Origin of the sequence: Mycoavidus cysteinexigens, assembly GCF_003966915.1 — a bacterium.
Classification (GTDB): domain Bacteria; phylum Pseudomonadota; class Gammaproteobacteria; order Burkholderiales; family Burkholderiaceae; genus Mycoavidus; species Mycoavidus cysteinexigens.
Genome location: NZ_AP018150.1, coordinates 1973927 through 1990915, shown reverse-complemented (window position 1 = coordinate 1990915; position 16989 = coordinate 1973927). Strand labels below are relative to the sequence as shown.

Sequence of the window (16989 nt, the reverse complement as noted above, 5' to 3'; positions counted from 1 at the left end):
CCTTCTTCACACGGAACATTGACTAAACATCATCAGTGCGATGATGATCGTGAGCGCTCCGCCAATACGCGTTGCCAATTGTGCGAATGGCATCAGTTGCATACGATGCGCGGAAGTCAGAATGGCCATATCGCCCACACTGCCCATACCGCTGTGGCAAACATTGATGATGGCGCTTTCAATCGGGTTTAAACCAATCCAGCGCCCGACAATCAAACCTGTCAAAGCGAGGGTCACGACGGTCACAAAGATCGTCACGAAATAAGCGGGGTTAAGGGCTGAGAGCAAAGTTTCCCACGGCGTGAGCGTGAGTCCCAATCCAAACAAAATGGGATAGGCGGCGGCTTTGGCAAAGAAGTGGTGCATTAAATAAGCCCCTTCTTCTAGGTTGGATGAAAGGCTCAAAGTGAGTTTGATGAGTACGGCCAGGCCCAGCATTACAAGCGGCGCAGGCCAGTCGGTGAATTGATTCACCAAAACCCCGACCAGATAGAGACCCAGGGCCAACATGCCTACTGAGGCCAGTGATTCCATCAGAGCGGTTGGTGTTGAATAGTTCTGTCTAGCCCTAGGGTGATCCGCAGACAGTTTTTGGCCGGTCTGACTGAGGTGAGGAAAATGTTGGCCTAGGTGGTGAAGCCCGCCCGCGCAAGCCACCGCTGCCAGATTGCCGAGAACAATCGGGGGCATGACTTGTGCAAAGAGTTCAGGCTGCGAGATGTTTAGAATCGCCGCATAACCTAGCGTGAGCGGAATGGCCCCTTCGCCTAGGCCGCCGGCCATAATCGGCACCACGATATAAAAGAATGTGTGACGGGCGCTCAGCCCCAATGCCACGCCGTGAGGGTGCCGATGATCGCTGAGGCTATTGAGCCGGCAGCAAGGGGAATGAAAAGCTTAACGAACCCCTTGATTAGAATATGCCGATCCATGCTCAGAATGCCGCCGACTACTACCGCTACCGTAAACAGATAAAGAATATTCGTTGCGTGCCAGAAGTCGCTGATTGAGCCGACTAACTCAGTGGGCATTAACTCGCTGTAGACGAAATAAGACGGTAGCAAAACTGTCACAATGACGGGACCGCCCATGTGACGCAACAGGGGTAGATGTTTGCCCATTTCGGCGCAGCCAACGCTAAGCACTGCCATGATGGGCAGCACCACCGAAATTTCGCTCGGCACTTTGCCCAATGTAACAAGCGCAATCAGGCAAAACCCAATCAGGCTAAAAATAGGCAAGGGAATCATGCCGATTTTGAGATTCATCCATCTAGGCGCGCTTGCCCGATGTGGTGCAACCTTCAACCAACTTTGATAGCAGTGTCTGGCGTAATAGAAAAAAGCGTGCATGATTGGATCTCCATCTGTTTAGATAGCCTGGTTTCAGGCGGCTCTCTTTCTCTTCATGGCTTCTAGCAATAAATCTTGAATGCCCCGTTTTGAATCTCGTCGCGCCATCACACTTTCATCCACGGTGTCCGCTGCGACGATGGAGTAAACGAATACCGGCCGGTTATGTCCTGCTTGGGCTTGGCGAGTCGGTCCGATCCGTTCGATAATCTGTAAGAATTGTTCAAGGTCCCACCAGTGGCCGAAGAACACTAAAATATTTCCACCGTCTTGCAGATTTAAGCCATGGCCTGCGCTAGCAGGATGGGCAAATAGAACGGGTATTTTTCCTGCGTTCCAATCTCGTATCGTGTGAGGGTTTTGATCAAGTGCACGGCCTTTAGGGAAGGCTTTTTGTAATCGGATCAGGTCGCTTTTGAAGTGGTAAGCGACGAGCACAGGCATACCGGCTGCTTCTTCAATAATTTCTTCGAGCGCTTGTAATTTGACATCGTGAACTTCGGCCCACGCACTGCCAGTATCGTCTGTATAGATTGCCCCGTTTGCAAGTTGTAAGCATTTGATCGTTTTGCTCGCTGCATTCAATGCCTCAATTTCAGTGCCGCAGTCCAGCGCCAGAAACATTTCACGCTCCATTTCTGTATAAATCTGACGGGCTTTGGTCGGCAACTCAACGTAAATGGTGTGCGTGACAGGCTGTGCGGTATCAAAATAGTCTCGCGCATCCAGGGAGATACACAGGTCGCGTAACCGCTCTTCAATTTGCTCTTGAGCAAAGGGTAAGGGGTTGAGCTTGACCGCGTGCCGATCAGAACCCACTTGAATCGACTGGAACCAGCGGGATTTAAAAGCTTCAAAACTGCGTCCAAGCCGCACCCCTTGATCGAGGAACCATGCTTGCCCCCAAAGATCTTGTAATCCGTTCGGACTAGGGGTGCCGGTTAATTCAATAAACCGGTTTATTTTGGAATGAGCCACACAGCCTAGCGCATGCGCACGCTTACTGCCCTGACGGATTCTAAAAGATTTAAGTTTTGTCGATTCGTCAGCGACGACTTTGAGGAACGGCCACTTATTGCCATAGTGCTCAACTAACCAGGGGAGGTTGTCGTAGTTAGTGGTGTAGACGGTAGCAGGGCGTTTGAGTGCGGCACAACGCTCAGCCGGTGTGCCGACTACTGCGGAAACTTCGACGTCTTTTAAATGCACCCATTTCTTCGCTTCATCCGGCCAGGTGCAGGCTGCAACGCGTAATGGCGCTAACACTAAGGCGGGACCCGGCTCAACCAACTCCAGAATATCCAGCGCGGAGAGCGTAGAAACAGACTTACCCATGCCCATACCCGCCCAAACAGCACCGCGTTTGGTCGATAGCGTGTGATCGATCATCCTGTGCTGGTAGGGCCGGGGGGTGAATGTCTGACGGGCCATGTTCATCCTCGGTTTTGGATACTGAAAAGCAGGTCATCCACGCCTTCCAAGGAGTTGATGACAAAAACACGCTGCCCCATTCGCTTCATGCGTTCGTGCTCGCGGATTTGGTGAGGACGGCAATTCTTACCGGCGGCTTTGAGTTCAACCCATAGCGGGCCGCAGACATCGGGCAACATCGCTACGCGGTCCGGTGCGCCGCGCCGACCGATCCATTTAACTTTGCGAATTTCTCCGCCCAGTGTTTTGACGCGCTCGACCAGATGTTTTTCAATCATGCTTTCTTTCATGCTGAGCGCTCCCAAGAAAGGCGGAGTGCTACGTTCAATGAAAATCCCCAGCTGCGGTACATAGAGAAAAGGCGAGTGGCATTGATGATGCGTTGCATGTCTATTGCTTCCTATATCTGTAGGTTTCAAAACCTGTAGCGGCAAGCGGTAATCCCTCAGCCCATAGGGGATTGCTTGACATCATCGCTGCGAGGCGGTCGACATTGAATTCTTCGGAATCGGGCGTTTCTGTAATCAGCTCGTCATGTACGGAAAGCACAATCTTGTAGCCGGCATCCTCAATCGCCTGCATATTCGCGGCAAGGAGGTCGCGGCTAACCGCTTGAGTGATGTTCTCGGCCAACTTCCCGCCGTATGTGTTTAGACGGCTCCATTTACGGGTGTACTGGTCTACGCCCATGTAAGAGATTTTTTCGGATTCACTGATTTTCGGGCTGGGGTAACAGAGGTATCGGCCGGAGGGCAGGTGAATCCGCATCCATGCACCATCGCGCTGTAGCTTGAGGCGGCGGCAAGTAAAAGTCATACCTGGACAAAAAATAGCTGAGCGTGCCGCTTCTTCCAGTTCTTTCCAAAAGGAGGTGATTTTCGGGTGCGCGTAGCGCCACGAGCGCTTAAATGAATCGCAGACTAACCATGCTCTCTCGGATAACCCAAAGGTGGGGCGTTTCATCATCCTAGCCCAAGCGAGCGCTTTTTCGGCTTCTGCTAGGAGATTGCCAGGTATTGAGCCAATGGCTTTTTCGCTCATCGCTTCTAGATCGATGCGGTAGACTGCTGAAAAGGTCAAAAACGCGCCCACGCCCCCTTCATAGCCGAGTGCGAGTTCTTGCACCTTGCCGACTTGCCGATTTTCGTCCGTCACGTTTTCTGGCTTAATCCCAAAGGATTTGGCAAAAGCCAGTTTGTAGAGATCCTGCCCAATACCCGCATCAAAATCACGAAAGGCTTGCAACTTCCACTCTTCGCCCGCAAGCCAGGCCAATACACGGCCTTCAATATTGGATAAGTCTGCGATCACCAGTTTTTTACCTTGTGGTGCAATAATGCTGCCCCGAATGGCGCTGCTGGTCAGTTCCATCACATTATCGAAAATCAGGTCAGCACAATCCGATTTGATGGCGTCAATACCGATATTGATATGAGACTGGCTCAACGCAGGTTTTGGGATGTTTTGAGGTTGAAACAAGCGACCCGCCCAACGACCGGTACGATGGGCACCATTAAATTGCAAGGTGCCGCGTAGCCGATCGTCTTTGCTAACGCCATTGACCAGGGTCTTATATTTGCTGGTGCTGGTCGTGCTGGCTTGTAATCGGATAGCAAGTAATTCACGTAGTCCCGAAGGCAATGCGGGGTCTTGAATGCGACGCTCCAGCGTGCTTTTTTGCAAGTCTGGCAATTCGATACCGTGCGTCTTTAATAAATAACCTAGCAGGGCATCTCGTTGGGTCGCTGTATTGACGTCGCCTTCCGTCAGCTCTTGGGTGCGCGTCGCCAGTTTCTCTTGCTCGCGGTTTACTGTTTCAATCGCCGCATGGGCTAAAGCGGTGTCCACCAGAAAGCCACGATCATTGATGCGCTGATCCAGGTGCCACAGCGCAAGTTCAGCGCCGCGATAATTCCATTCGGGCAGCTTCTGATCAATGGCGCGCATCGCCTCTATGTCCAGTCGGGCGTACTCGACAAACTTAGCCCACTCTGCCGGATGGGTTTCGCGTGTAGCACGGCGTATCTTGCTGGTAGCAGGACGGGGTTTGCAGAATAAATTGACTAACTGGAGACCTTCTTTATCTTTGGCTTGGTCTGTGGGTATCTTGAAAATTTCACACAGGGTACTCAGTGCGCCAGGTAGAGAATGGGCAAACGCTTTTACCAGAGTGTCGCGCCAGCGCTGGACATTTTGGGCGGCAAGATAGGCTGCCGGAAATGGAGCTGCATGGGCGAGTACGGTACGATCAAAATGTGAGTTGTGCGCCCAAATCTCTACTGAGGGATCGTTGAATGCGCGGAGTAGATCGGGCGGAACTGCTGGATCCGCTGTGCAGTCCCACACATTCACAGCGCTATCATCCAGCGCCCAGGCAAACAACATGATCTCTGCATTTTCAGCATACGCATGCGTGCCATGGGTAATCGGCGTTTCGCAGTATGTCTCAAGGTCAATGTAGAGCTTTTTTATGGCAAGGCCTTCCCGATAATGGACTGCTTGAGCTTGCTTGGCCAGGGCCGAGACAAGAGCATCCTTATCGTATTGAGAATGTATGGAGTGGGCGAGCATTTAGACCTCCTCCAGTTCATGTTTTGGCGCTAATTTCTTGGTAGGAGATACGTGAAATTTCCAGGTGGGCCAGTTCTCGTGAATCTCAGCAGATGTATCGAGGACGTTAACGTAAGAAGGCACAGGTTTATTCAACCTTGGGCAGCGTCCTCTTAGCAAACGAGAAATGTCCGTGACATCACCGAAAGGCTGACTGAGTGGGTTAAATAGATTGCTCAAGCGATCCAAACGGATTTGGAGTTCTTTGATTTGCTCTACAGGCAAAAGCGTAGTCGATGGTAAAGATCGCTGTGCAGCTTGTTTTTCTAGTTCATGCCACCGTTGGATGATAGACCAACGGTATTTAACACTATAGCCACTGACGATTAGATCGCATTCTAGACGAGGGAGGTTATAGACAACACGGGTACGATTGTTTGCGAATTTTTCGATCTGCTCAAATCTGAGCAGATCGATTTCAGCTTGAATTAAAACGTTGCGAATGTCCCTTAAAACATTATTGTGCGTTTTATCAGTTAACCTAGCGATCTCCAAGCTAGACATCGTAGGGATATTGGATCGGGCAATTGCGCCCGTAGTAATAATGGACGTAGTCATGAAACGCTCCTTATCGAGACGTTGTGATAAACGTCTTGCCGGAGCGTTTCTAGACACATCCGGCAAGGCGGCCGGGAGGCTAGAAACCTAGGATAAGCTAGGTGGACTTCTTTCCCTTTTGGGTCTTGTATCCGTCGCCCTCCCGGCCATGGCTGAATGTCCGGGGCGTAAAAAAAACGCAAATCTATCGGGTGCGGGCACCGCTTATCCTTGGAGGTTCTAGGCTCCATCTCTCTCGAGACAAGACTAGAATAGTTGAATCCGTTAAAAATTGCAAATAGAGTGTCGTAAATATTTTTGTAAAGGTTCTCAAATTTGGAGGGCCTTGCTTTGATCTGCATTAAGTCGTTCGCAATCGGCTTTTTACTACCTGTTTTCGCTAATTCAATTCTGTTTAACATGGCGTGTCCCGCTGACAATATGTTGTACGTTCAGGCTATTTCGGCGAAAGCGACTGCTTACGGCAGTCAATCGGCCAGGTCACGATTTAAAAGGAGGAAAAAATCGCCCTGGCTGCCAGGATTCCTCCTGGCTGAAGATTCGGCATTACTTCTGCAAGAAGAAGAATGAAAGTCTCTCTATGCGGCTGCTTTCATTAGAGGCACAAGATCTTCAATGTTGGTATCTACGCTAAGATCATCAAACTCTTCTTCACTGGCGCAGCCGCCACCAGTGAATGCATCGCCTTCGGCGAAGAACTGGACGCCGCGTAAAGTGGCATTGATACGTTTTCCATAGTTGTTGTCTTGTGCCCAGAGTTCTACGCTAGCGTTTACGTAACAGCCCGCATAGGGTCTACCCTCCATTTCGACCAAGGGGGTTTTATCGAGGTCGAGAACCAGAGGACGTGCGCTGTTGCGGGCGGATAGGTATAAATTGCCTTCAAAGCCGTCGTAATCTTTTTTTGAGTCGCTATCGCCATCGTGCAGAGCGGTTTTATCCTGGTTACGTAATTGCTTGAGGATGCTTTCTGCTTTTGCGCCCCACTTCTCTTTTGCAGTTATATCGAAGGCCTGCATGATGATTTTGACTTGAGGATCATGTTTGCTTATCAGGAAAACGGCGGAAAACGAAGGCTTGCCTTCACCATTCACAGTTTTGGCTTCAAATAACGCAGGGAATGCGAGACGTACATTATTTAGTTTGAGTTTCATATCTATTCCTATCTAAAAAATTGTGGGTACTTTCGTTTAATCCAATCGGTGGCCTGGTCGATTGCTTCTATCCTCGACTGCGAGTCGCATATAGAAATCGGGGTTTGCGCTGCATGGTGCAGTAGCTTGGCTGCATGAAGCGGTAGTACTTTTGCAAGCCCAAGTGGGTAGTCCTGGTCGTCTTTCACGCTGCTTCTTTCAAATTTTCAAAGTCATCAGAGACCGATGCAATACCAAGTGCGGGGCGCTTATCGGATTCAGGCGCAACGCTTGCTTTACCCTCTGACTGAGTAATCAGCGCTTGCAACTTGGGCCATTGGCGCGGACCAATGCTGCCGGATTTGTGCAGTTTCTCAGCTGTTGTTGGGGAGATTAGCGAAAGCTCATACATCTGCTCGGTTTTTAAACGCATGGTTTTGAGCGTTTTTTCGACTTCGGCTGCATCCATCCATTTACGGGAGCCACGGCGACCCTCAACTAACTTGTAGCCAGATACTGGATTGCCGGTTAGGAGTTCGCTTTCGACTTTGCCGCGGATGGCTTTGCACCAGTTCTCGATCAAATCCACGGATCCAAGCAGATTGCCCAGAGTTTTGTTATCGACCGTACGATTCGTAGCGTTTTCGATCTGCGGTGCAATGGGTTTGGCTAAATCTACAAAATCATCAGCAACAGTCGTTAGTACATGCTGGGCTAATACGGGACAGGTTGCTTTTGCTTTGCAGAAGCGGCATTGCTTTTCGCCTGGCATGAAATAATTGGGATGAAGCGTATTGTGTTGCTTAAAGTAGGTGACAGCGGCTTTGCATCGATCCGCGCCGATCTTGACGCGATCAGTAAAAGATTGAAGATAATCGAGGCTGCTGCTGGCCCATTCACTAATATGGCCTAGACGAGGCTGAACAATGACCAGACGCATGCGTTTAAATTCACCAAGGAACCCAAACGCGTCAAGTGCAGCCTGGGCATAAATTGCCAATTGCTCGTTATGGTCAGCCTCTACTTTGACGCCACGGCCATATTTAAGGTCGACAATGATAAGTTCATCGCCAGCCAGAATCACAGCATCCGATGTGCCTTTGGCTCCTTCTTCACCCGTAATATCCTCGATGGGTAAACGTTGTTCGACCATCAGCACACCTTTGATGCTACGGACGTAATCCAGATATTTCTGAACATATCCGGTCATCTCATCAGTGAACTCCCACTCTTTGTTGTTGACTTTGGTGGTGCGCCCCAGGTAAGCAACCGCATCTTTACCTTCTGTAAGAGCCAGAGCAGCCAAGTCGTGAGCGGCGGTCCCTTCGTCCGCGAATTCGCTTGACTCATCAAGATAGGCAGCCTCAAGGGCTACGCTAGCGGGGCAGTACAGCCAACGATGTGCGCTGGAAGGGGATAGTTGCGCATGTGCCAACGCCATGACTTACCCCTTTGCGGCCATTACAGCTTCAATCACTGCTGCATAGTTTTCCGGCTTAATCTCAGGCAGGTTATTTGCACCGAATTGCCTCAACACGGCTTTAACCGTACCGTATCCATCGGTCTTTGAGAATTCGAGGAGCACTTTCGCGGCCTCTTCGTATGTGTAGGTTGGTTGCTTATTAGCTACCAATATTGCTGGCACCTCGGTGGTCGTAAGATTTGCTGGCGCAGAGCTATCCTTTTTAACCGTTTCTTTTTTGGGCGCAGTTTTGCTCTTGGCATTTATTGCAGGGGAGGTATTGATTACTGGCTCGTTATCTGCATTTTGAAATAAGGCCATAACGGCATTGAATTGTGCCTGGTTGCTGATGGTGACGGTGATTGGAAACATAGAAGCTCCTAAATTCTTAAGTTGGTTTGAGTCATTTAGACGGACATCATTTGCCGCTTCTTCATTTTTGATACCCGAGTGAATAATGTTATTTCGTGTTTTATATGTCAATACGTAAACGTATATTAAATAAACTTAAAGCGAAAAAAATCCCGCCGATGGTAAATGGGCGGGATTTGCGCAGTTGGAGGAGATGGCTATCGGGCCTGTTGGAATAAGCAATAGTCAGGATATTCGTTGTATCACTGCTGCCATGCTGGAGGTCTCAAAATTAAATTAGTATTTTTACTCTAAAATATTTTTCTGTCTTTCTACTCAGCTTTATAAGCTTTGCCTCTCGGGATAATGGCTGCGACATATTGTAATTTTAGGTCTTTAGTTGGAATGCTGATGGGCACAGAATTACCGTTAATGGGGCCTAGGGTAACGTCTCCATCACGAACATAAAGCAGTTCTCTTAGCATCTTCTTTCCATCATCGAAAATGACAATAACGTCATCAGCTGAGCGAGGTTCAGTGAACGGCTCAACAATAATAAATTCTCCAGATCGAATCCTGGGGCGCATGGCTTCGCCTTTGATTCTTAGGGCGTAGACATCTTTGCCTCGGCCTGGGTACTCAATGACCAAGTTGCTGAAATCCTCGGTGGGCCTCATTTCTTTTAAAGAACCGTCTGTTGCACCTTCTACAGTACCTATAACTAGCACTTCCTTCATTTTTTTTACAAGTGGAGCTAGAAACGCAACGTTGGTTGCCGCGTTGTTCTCATCTTTGAGGTTTTCCATAAGCTTTAGCATCGTCTCTGCAGGGTGCTTTTCATACATCCGTTCTAGATCTATGCTGCGCAACGCTTCAGCAGAACATCCAAAGTATTCCGCCAAAGGGGCTAGGGTAGTTGAGCGAGGATCATCACTTTCCCCTGAAAGAATGCGGTGGACTGTTGGCTGGTTAATCCCAGTGGCTTTCGCCAGTTTGGTGGCATTGATGCCGGCCTTTTTTATTAAAAAAGCCAAATTTTTGTTCACGGTTTTCATATATTTCCCCGGTTAAACCACGCATGCGTAAACGTATATTATTATAATACAAACCATTAAGGTATTTCATTTTTTGGAAAGTATAGCTATAGTATGCGCTCCTGATCAAAACGAAAGGGTATTTAATAGTGAACAATATCCCACAAGCATATCTGCACACACCTTCTGAGCTTGTTGTTTTGTTAGTTAGGGCGGGTTGGTCTCAGGAGGAGATTGCCAATGAGACTGAATCGACACAAGCCACCATTAGTCGGATTTTGCACGGTATGCACAAAGACCCGAAATACAGTCTGGTAGTTAAATTACGTAATGCTGTTCTTAAACTGGAGGAGTTAGTTGAATGAATGTGAATAGAGGTGAAGAGACGATAGTAGCAAACGCCCATGTCAAAGCACTTTATTGAAAGAGAATGTAATGAATTTCTTCCACAATATGAAATGTTGCAAGAAGAACGCTTCTGTTAAACAATTTTTTGAAAGCGTAAAGAATCTCCGTCATGTTCGCCAGTACTCAGCAAGTTTACAGGATGGCGCATGATGAATGCTCCCTCGTTGTTGAAAGAGATGCGTGGCTGGCTGGTGTGGAAATTTGTCCAGGAGCCAGGGGGGAAGAAGCAGCTCAAGGTACCTTTTTATGTTAACGGCGTACCACGTAACGGCAAGCAAGGCAGCGTGGCGGATAGAGCGAACCTTGCTTCGTTCGATGAGGCTATCGCGGTATTCGAGGCAGGTGGCTGGGATGGAGTCGGCTTCGCCATGCTACCGGACTGGGGCTTGGTCGGTCTGGACTTCGATGACGTCGTTGACCTGGAGGGGAATTTACTGCGGGAAGTCGAATGTCTCATCGCAGGCACCTACGCCGAATGGTCGCCCAGCGGCAAGGGCGTACATGCCTTCATGCGCGGCATGCTTGCCGACAAAAAATCTCGTGCAAGGCCAGGCGTTTTCGGCTTCGAGACGTTTTGTAGTCGAGGTTTTCTGACCTTTACTGGGGATGTCTTGCCTATTTGCGAAATGCTTGGTTTCGAAGACAGGATAGAAGACCTGAGTGATGACATCCTGACGCTGTTTAACGAACGATTTCCCGGGGCCTCGACTCATCCAGCGATAACTGATGATGACGATCCTCTAATGACGTATGTTTCTCCGCTTAATGCTTCAGATGATGAGATACGGGAATGGCTGTCCTGTCTAGATCCTGATATGGGTTATCTAGATTGGTTACAAGTCGGGATGGCGCTGCATCATGAAACCGGTGGGGAGGTGAGGGGGATAGATTTGTGGGATGCCTGGAGCGATAGCGAGAAAACAGGAAAGTATCCTGGGAGAGAATTGCTCGAGGCCAAATGGGATGGTTTTGGACGCTTAGGAAGCCGGCCTCCAGTGACATTGCGATATATTCGTCGGGCCGCGACTCTGGCTAAGAGCAAAGATGATGTGGTGTTAGATGCCAAAGATTTTATCAGCATGGCGCATCGCTACATCGAGTGTGAGGCGCAGGGCGACGAAGGTCAGACTCTGCAACGAGTCCAAGGGGTATGGTACCGGCACGTCGGCAGCCACTGGGTCGAGATGTCTGACGATGAAATTCGTGCGTCCTTCTGGTTGTGGTTGGGAAAATCTAAAAAGTATGCCAAGGAAGGTGGAATTGAGCCTTTCAAACCGAGCAAGTCGCAAGTGGAAAGCGGCTTGGACGCATTGCGGGCAGTTGGCGCTTTGCCTGGGGTCGCTGCGCCTCGCTGGTTGCCTGGATACAGCGGCGCTGCACCCCATGATCTAATTACCGTGGCGAATGGCCTTCTCCACGTGAAGAGCCGGCAGCTTTTGCCGCATACGCCAGGTTACTTCAATCTCAACGCACTTCCTTATCCATGGGATGCCGATGCCACGCCGCAAAACTGGCTAACATTCCTCGACCAGGTTTTTGAGGGGGACACCGAGAGCATTCAGACATTGCAAGAGATGTTCGGCTATTTAATTACAGCTGATACTCGCCAGCAAAAAATGTTTCTCCTTATCGGGCCCAAGCGCTCGGGCAAAGGCACCATTGGCCGTGTGCTTTCTGTACTGGTGGGGCGTAGCAATGTAGCCAGTCCGACACTGAATAGCTTGGCTTTGAACTTTGGTATGCAGCCCCTGATCAACAAGTTACTCGCCCTGGTGCCTGACGCCCGTATTAGTGGCCAGTCGAATACGCAAGCTATCGTAGAACGCCTGCTAATGATCTCGGGCGAGGATGACATAACGATTGACCGTAAAAACAGGGAGGCGTGGCATGGACGCTTATCTACTCGGTTCGTGGTGTTGACCAACGAGACGCCCCAACTTGGTGATGCCTCTGGGGCTCTAGTAGGCCGCTTCATCATCCTATCTCTACGCCAGTCGTTCTACGGACGGGAAGACCTTGGGCTAAGCGATCGGTTAATCGCAGAGATGCCAGGTATTTTGCGGTGGTCACTGGAAGGGCTGGATCGCCTTCGCCAGCGAGGGCGCTTTATACAGCCAGCAAGCGGGCAAGTTGAGGTTGACGAAATGGCTGCGTTAAACAGCCCGATTGGGGCGTTCGTGGACGAGGTTTGCGAACTAGGCAGTGAATTTTTTACCCCGACCAGTGAACTTTTTGGAGCCTGGCGAAGCTGGTGTAACGAACAGGAACGCAAGCAATTGTGGAACAGGGAAATTTTTGCAAAGAACTTACGTGCAGCTTTTTGCGGATTGAGGGCGATGCGGCACAGAGTTGGCGATGCGCGGATATGTGGCTATACGGGTATACGCGTTAAACACGTAGATTTATGCGGATTCGCTTGATCGTGGTCAGGGTCGGTCAGGGCTTGTCCAGGGTGATTGTCCAGGGTTAAAGTCAATAATCATAAAGGTTGGTCAGGGTGGTCATGGTTATTTTCTATTTATTACATATAAATAAATAAATAAATATATATATATAAAGAGTAAAGGGATTGTTTCCCTACCCACCCTGACCAAGCCTTGTAGTTACTGGCTTTTCACCCTGACCCGGAACCCTGGCCAAGCCCTGGCCGACCGTGGGCAAACAAAAAATTATCTAATCAGTAGAAATTTATATGTTTCTAAAAACTGTAGCAGTGAATGACAGGGGCTTAAGGATCGGCGAAAGCCATCACATGGCGAGGCTGACGAATAGGGAAGTCGAACTGATCCGAGATTTGCACGATGAGGGGATGGGTTACGAGGCCCTGGCTGAGAAATTTGAGATCAGCCGGTGGACCGTTGGACGCATCTGTCGGTTCGAATGTAGAGCGCAGTTGCCTACAAGATATAAGAAGGTGCATGTACCGAAGAATTTCAGGTGTAGAGTGATGCGGAGTGAATCTTTTAACGTATTGAGAGCAAGCGATAACAATGCCGTTTAAAAAAGGTAAATCGGGCAATCCAGGCGGACGGCCCAAAGAAATTACCCATGTTCGGGAGTTGGCGCGCCAACATACGACCTCGGCGGTCGAAACACTGGTTCAAATCATGCACGACCCCAAGGAAAAGGGCCAGGCGCGCGTATCAGCCGCCAAAGAGCTGCTTGATCGTGGATTTGGTAGGCCTCCACAAGATATTGATGTGAAGAGCGATGGTAAGGCGCTGCAATCGGGTGTACTAGCGATTCCTGTGCTGCAAGGCGAGTGGGAACAGATTGCTCCTACGATGCAAAGTCATGGCAAGTAAATTGCCTGATCATGTTGTTTGGACACCGTTGCCAGGTAGCCAAATGCTTTTTCTGAGCTGCCCAATCTTCGAGGCGTTATTAGAAGGCACGCGCGGCGGCGGGAAGACGGATGCGTTGCTGATGAGTTTTGCTCAGCACTGCGGCAAAGGCTTTGGTGAGCACTGGCGGGGCGCGTTGTTTCGATTGACCTACCCCCAATTGGCTGATGTAGTCGCTAAATCCAAGCGCTGGTTCTATCGCATTTTCCCTGGCATTCAGTTTAATGAGTCTAACTATGTCTGGAAGTGGCCGACTGGCGAGATGCTGTTTTTTCGGTATGGCAGCAGCGAAGAGGATTATTGGAACTATCACGGCCATGAATATCCCTGGCTGGGTTTTGAAGAGCTAACCAACTGGCGCACGCTGGGCTTTTACGAGGCGATGCATTCGACGTGCCGCTCCTCATGTCCCAATATGCCGCGCATGGTGCGAGCCACATGTAATCCCTATGGAGTAGGGCATGCCGCTGTGAAGGCGCGTTTTAAGCTTGGCATAGAAGGCGCGCCTCCTGGCACCGTCATTCGTGAGTCGGACCAACAACCCCGTGTGCGCATTCATAGCCGCCTTGAAGAAAACCGTCATTTGCTCCAGAACGATCCGAATTATTTGCCAACGTTAGAAAGCATTAAAGACCCAAACCGCAGAAAAGCTTGGCTCGAAGGCAGTTGGGAGATTCACGCGGGGGCTTTTCTCGAATCTGTTTGGCAGCCTCAGAAGCATATCGTCGCGCCTTTCCCAATCCCATCTACATGGAAGGTCTGGAAGGCGCTGGATTGGGGCTATGCTCGTCCGTACGCGGTGTATTGGTTTGCGCTGGATCAAGATGGGTGCTATTACATTTGGCGCGAGCTGTACGGCTATGGCGGCAAAGACAATACCGGCACACGTGAAGATGCGGCGGCGGTGGCTAAAAGAATTAAAACCATTGAAGAGCACGATGCCCGTTTAGGCTATGACTATCGCCAAAACCTAGCTGACCCATCGATTTTTAGCAAGATTGGCGCGGATCGATCGATTGGGCAAATTTTTAAAGAAAGCGGAATCCGTTGGCAAGAGGCTTGGAATGGACCGCGCTCACGGGTCAATGGCGCCCAGGAAATTATCCGGCTACTCAGTGAAGACAAGCTGAAAGTGTTTTCAACGTGTAAGCACTGGATCCGCACGATACCGGCGCTGCCTGCCGACCATATGAATCCAGAAGATGTTGATAGCGATGCAGAGGATCATGCTTGGGATGCAACGCGCTACGGCTTAATGCGCCGCCGTCGCATGCCCGAAGAAGAGCGCGCATCAGCCCATCTCGATCATCCTGATTATCAGCACGAAAACGATTGTTACTCATTCAACGTATGAAACTTGAAGAAAACCCATCAAGCAGTTTGCCCAAACCAGAGCCGGATGCATTGGCGCGGCAGTGGAATCAACGCTTAAGCACTGCTCGTAAGCACTGGGATACGCTGCATAAGCGGATGCGCCACAATCGTAAGCTGGTGAGTGGTTTTAACTGGAGCAAAGAGCCAGATAAAGAAGATTTTTATACGCTGCGCACCAACCTGATTTTCGCTACGGTAGCGGCGACACTCCCAAATATTTATGCGCGTAATCCTGAAATCAGTGTCTCACCGCTTCATGCCAATGTGGATCGCTCGCTCTTTTGCAAAACGCTAGAAACCGTATTAAATCGCTCTCTGGCGGATGCCAAGCTCAAGAAGCGCGCTAAATCGGCGGTGCTCGCTGCAATGGTGACCTACTATGGGGCTTTAAAAGTCACTTATCAGCGCGACATGCATCAAGATTCACTCATTATGGATCGAATGAACGATGCTCAGAGCGCTCTAGCGCATTTAGAGCATCTGATGCAACGTACACAGAGACCTGAAGAGGCAGCACAGCACGAAGCCCACCATGCGGAATTAAAGCAGACTTTGCAAGCCTTACAAGAACAAGTGGATGTGGTGTCGGCAGAAGGGATCGTGATCGATAAGGTGCTGTCGGAAAACGTGTTGATCGATCCAGCGGTATGTGAGTTTCACGATTATGAGTCAGCGGACTGGATGGCGCAACTGGTGCCGATGAAACGCGCTCAGGCTGAATCTGTGTTTAAGGTCGATTTACGTGGGGCCAAACCGTATAAAGAAGCGAATGGTCAAGCCACAGAGCACAGTAGCCGCTTCGCGATGCCGGATGCGCCAGCAAGCGAAGACGAACAAATTTGCCTGATTGAAATTTGGGATAAGCAATCGAAGCGGGTGTATACCTTGGCGGATGGATGCGATTTTTTTGTGCGTGAGCCGTATTCGCCAAGCCGAGTGGGCTGCCGCTGGTATCCGTTTTTCCTGCTGCCCTTTGCTGTACTGGATGGGCAATTCACAGCGCCTTGCTTGGTGGACTTGACCGAGAAATTACAGCGTGAATACAACGATACGCGAGAAAAATTTGTTCAGCATCGAGACATGAACAAACCGCATTGGGTGGCGTCCTCCGATATTTCAGAAAAAAGTATTGAGCGACACATTCAGACGGCGATTGGTGAAATTGTTTTACTGGATACAGATGGTCGTCCAGTCAATCAAGTGATTACGCCAGGGCAGGGCATACCCATTCAACCAGCAGATTACGATACCGGCCCGATTCGGGCGGATTGGGAGCAAGTCACGGGCTTGCAAGATGCGGCGCGCTCGACGATTGTGACACCCAAAACGGCGACCGAATCGAACATTATGCAGCAGGCACTATCTGGCCGCATTGGTGAGTTTCGGGACAAGGTCGAGGATTGGTTGCAAGAAATGAGCATCTACACGGCGCAGATTCTGTTGCAGGAACTCACGCCAGAACAGGTGCAACGTTATATGGGACCGCCTAAAGAGCAAATGACTCCTGACGGTCAAGTGATTGAAATTTCATCGTTTGATTGGCCGCAAATGTCACGCGAACAGGTGTTTGATATGGTCGAAGTGACGATTCGAGCTGGGACCACGGGCGCACCTGACAAATTGCAGAATCAAGAGGGGTGGGCTAAAGCATTGCCGATTGTACAGCAGATGATTATGCAAATGATTCAGTTGTCGGCGCAGGGCGTCGATATTGAGCCGATCAAAGCCTTGTTGCGCGAGACGATGACTCGATTCGATGAGCGGATTGATATTGAGCAGTTTATCCCACGCCCGCCACAACCTGCGCCAATGGGCATGCAGGGAGCGCCTTCAGACATGCCCCCTGAAATGAGCGAGCATTCTCTGCCTGGTGGCCCTGCCGGGCTGCCGCCTAGCGAGTCCCCTGTTTCTACTTTTAATGGAGTTTAAATC

The 16989-nt window shown here is 50.0% G+C and carries 13 protein-coding genes and 1 pseudogene; 5 read left to right on the top strand and 9 right to left on the bottom strand.

What is annotated here, in order from left to right; translation table 11 throughout:
• Positions 1-6 precede the first annotated feature (6 nt).
• The 9 genes and pseudogenes from MCB1EB_RS08480 to MCB1EB_RS08435 form a co-directional block, all read right to left on the bottom strand.
• Positions 7-1250: pseudogene (locus tag MCB1EB_RS08480) on the bottom strand (2-hydroxycarboxylate transporter family protein).
• Positions 1251-1385: 135 nt separating this feature from the next.
• Positions 1386-2783 (bottom strand): DEAD/DEAH box helicase, encoded by a 1398-nt coding sequence (locus MCB1EB_RS08475; protein WP_045366421.1) that lies wholly within the window; start codon positions 2781-2783, stop codon positions 1386-1388.
• Positions 2784-2785: 2 nt separating this feature from the next.
• On the bottom strand, positions 2786-3073 hold the full coding sequence (locus tag MCB1EB_RS08470; RefSeq protein WP_045365199.1) for a PDDEXK family nuclease: 288 nt from the start codon (positions 3071-3073) through the stop codon (positions 2786-2788).
• A gap of 100 nt (positions 3074-3173) precedes the next feature.
• Complete coding sequence (locus MCB1EB_RS08465) at positions 3174-5354, bottom strand: DNA polymerase (protein ID WP_081953575.1); 2181 nt, start codon at positions 5352-5354, stop codon at positions 3174-3176.
• Positions 5355-5951 carry a Rha family transcriptional regulator gene (locus MCB1EB_RS08460; RefSeq protein WP_052394041.1) on the bottom strand — a complete coding sequence of 199 codons (597 nt, stop codon included), beginning with the start codon at positions 5949-5951 and terminating at the stop codon, positions 5355-5357. It abuts the gene before it with no gap.
• Positions 5952-6529: 578 nt separating this feature from the next.
• Positions 6530-7105 (bottom strand): DUF2815 family protein, encoded by a 576-nt coding sequence (locus tag MCB1EB_RS08455; protein ID WP_026921842.1) that lies wholly within the window; start codon positions 7103-7105, stop codon positions 6530-6532.
• 184 nt (positions 7106-7289) lie between these two features.
• Positions 7290-8525 carry a DUF2800 domain-containing protein gene (locus tag MCB1EB_RS08445; RefSeq protein WP_045365205.1) on the bottom strand — a complete coding sequence of 412 codons (1236 nt, stop codon included), beginning with the start codon at positions 8523-8525 and terminating at the stop codon, positions 7290-7292.
• A gap of 3 nt (positions 8526-8528) precedes the next feature.
• Positions 8529-9029, bottom strand: coding sequence for a hypothetical protein (locus MCB1EB_RS08440; protein WP_152034322.1), 501 nt, complete (start codon positions 9027-9029; stop codon positions 8529-8531).
• A gap of 200 nt (positions 9030-9229) precedes the next feature.
• Positions 9230-9952, bottom strand: a complete 723-nt coding sequence (locus tag MCB1EB_RS08435) for an XRE family transcriptional regulator (protein ID WP_026921839.1) — start codon at positions 9950-9952, stop codon at positions 9230-9232.
• Positions 9953-10080: 128 nt separating this feature from the next.
• On the opposite strand from MCB1EB_RS08435, the gene MCB1EB_RS08430 reads away from it, so the two are divergent.
• The 5 genes from MCB1EB_RS08430 (at position 10081) to MCB1EB_RS08405 (ending at position 16986) form a co-directional block, all read left to right on the top strand.
• Positions 10081-10296 carry a helix-turn-helix domain-containing protein gene (locus MCB1EB_RS08430; RefSeq protein WP_232034100.1) on the top strand — a complete coding sequence of 72 codons (216 nt, stop codon included), beginning with the start codon at positions 10081-10083 and terminating at the stop codon, positions 10294-10296.
• A gap of 189 nt (positions 10297-10485) precedes the next feature.
• A complete protein-coding gene (locus MCB1EB_RS08425; RefSeq protein WP_081953576.1) occupies positions 10486-12759 on the top strand; it encodes a phage/plasmid primase, P4 family in 2274 nt (757 codons plus the stop codon).
• Between the two features lie 570 nt (positions 12760-13329).
• On the top strand, positions 13330-13644 hold the full coding sequence (locus MCB1EB_RS08415; protein WP_045365210.1) for a DUF5681 domain-containing protein: 315 nt from the start codon (positions 13330-13332) through the stop codon (positions 13642-13644).
• On the top strand, positions 13634-15037 hold the full coding sequence (locus MCB1EB_RS08410) for a terminase large subunit domain-containing protein (RefSeq protein WP_045365212.1): 1404 nt from the start codon (positions 13634-13636) through the stop codon (positions 15035-15037). Before MCB1EB_RS08415 ends, MCB1EB_RS08410 begins: the two co-directional genes overlap by 11 nt.
• Positions 15034-16986, top strand: a complete 1953-nt coding sequence (locus MCB1EB_RS08405) for a hypothetical protein (protein ID WP_175577356.1) — start codon at positions 15034-15036, stop codon at positions 16984-16986. Before MCB1EB_RS08410 ends, MCB1EB_RS08405 begins: the two co-directional genes overlap by 4 nt.
• Positions 16987-16989 lie beyond the last annotated feature (3 nt).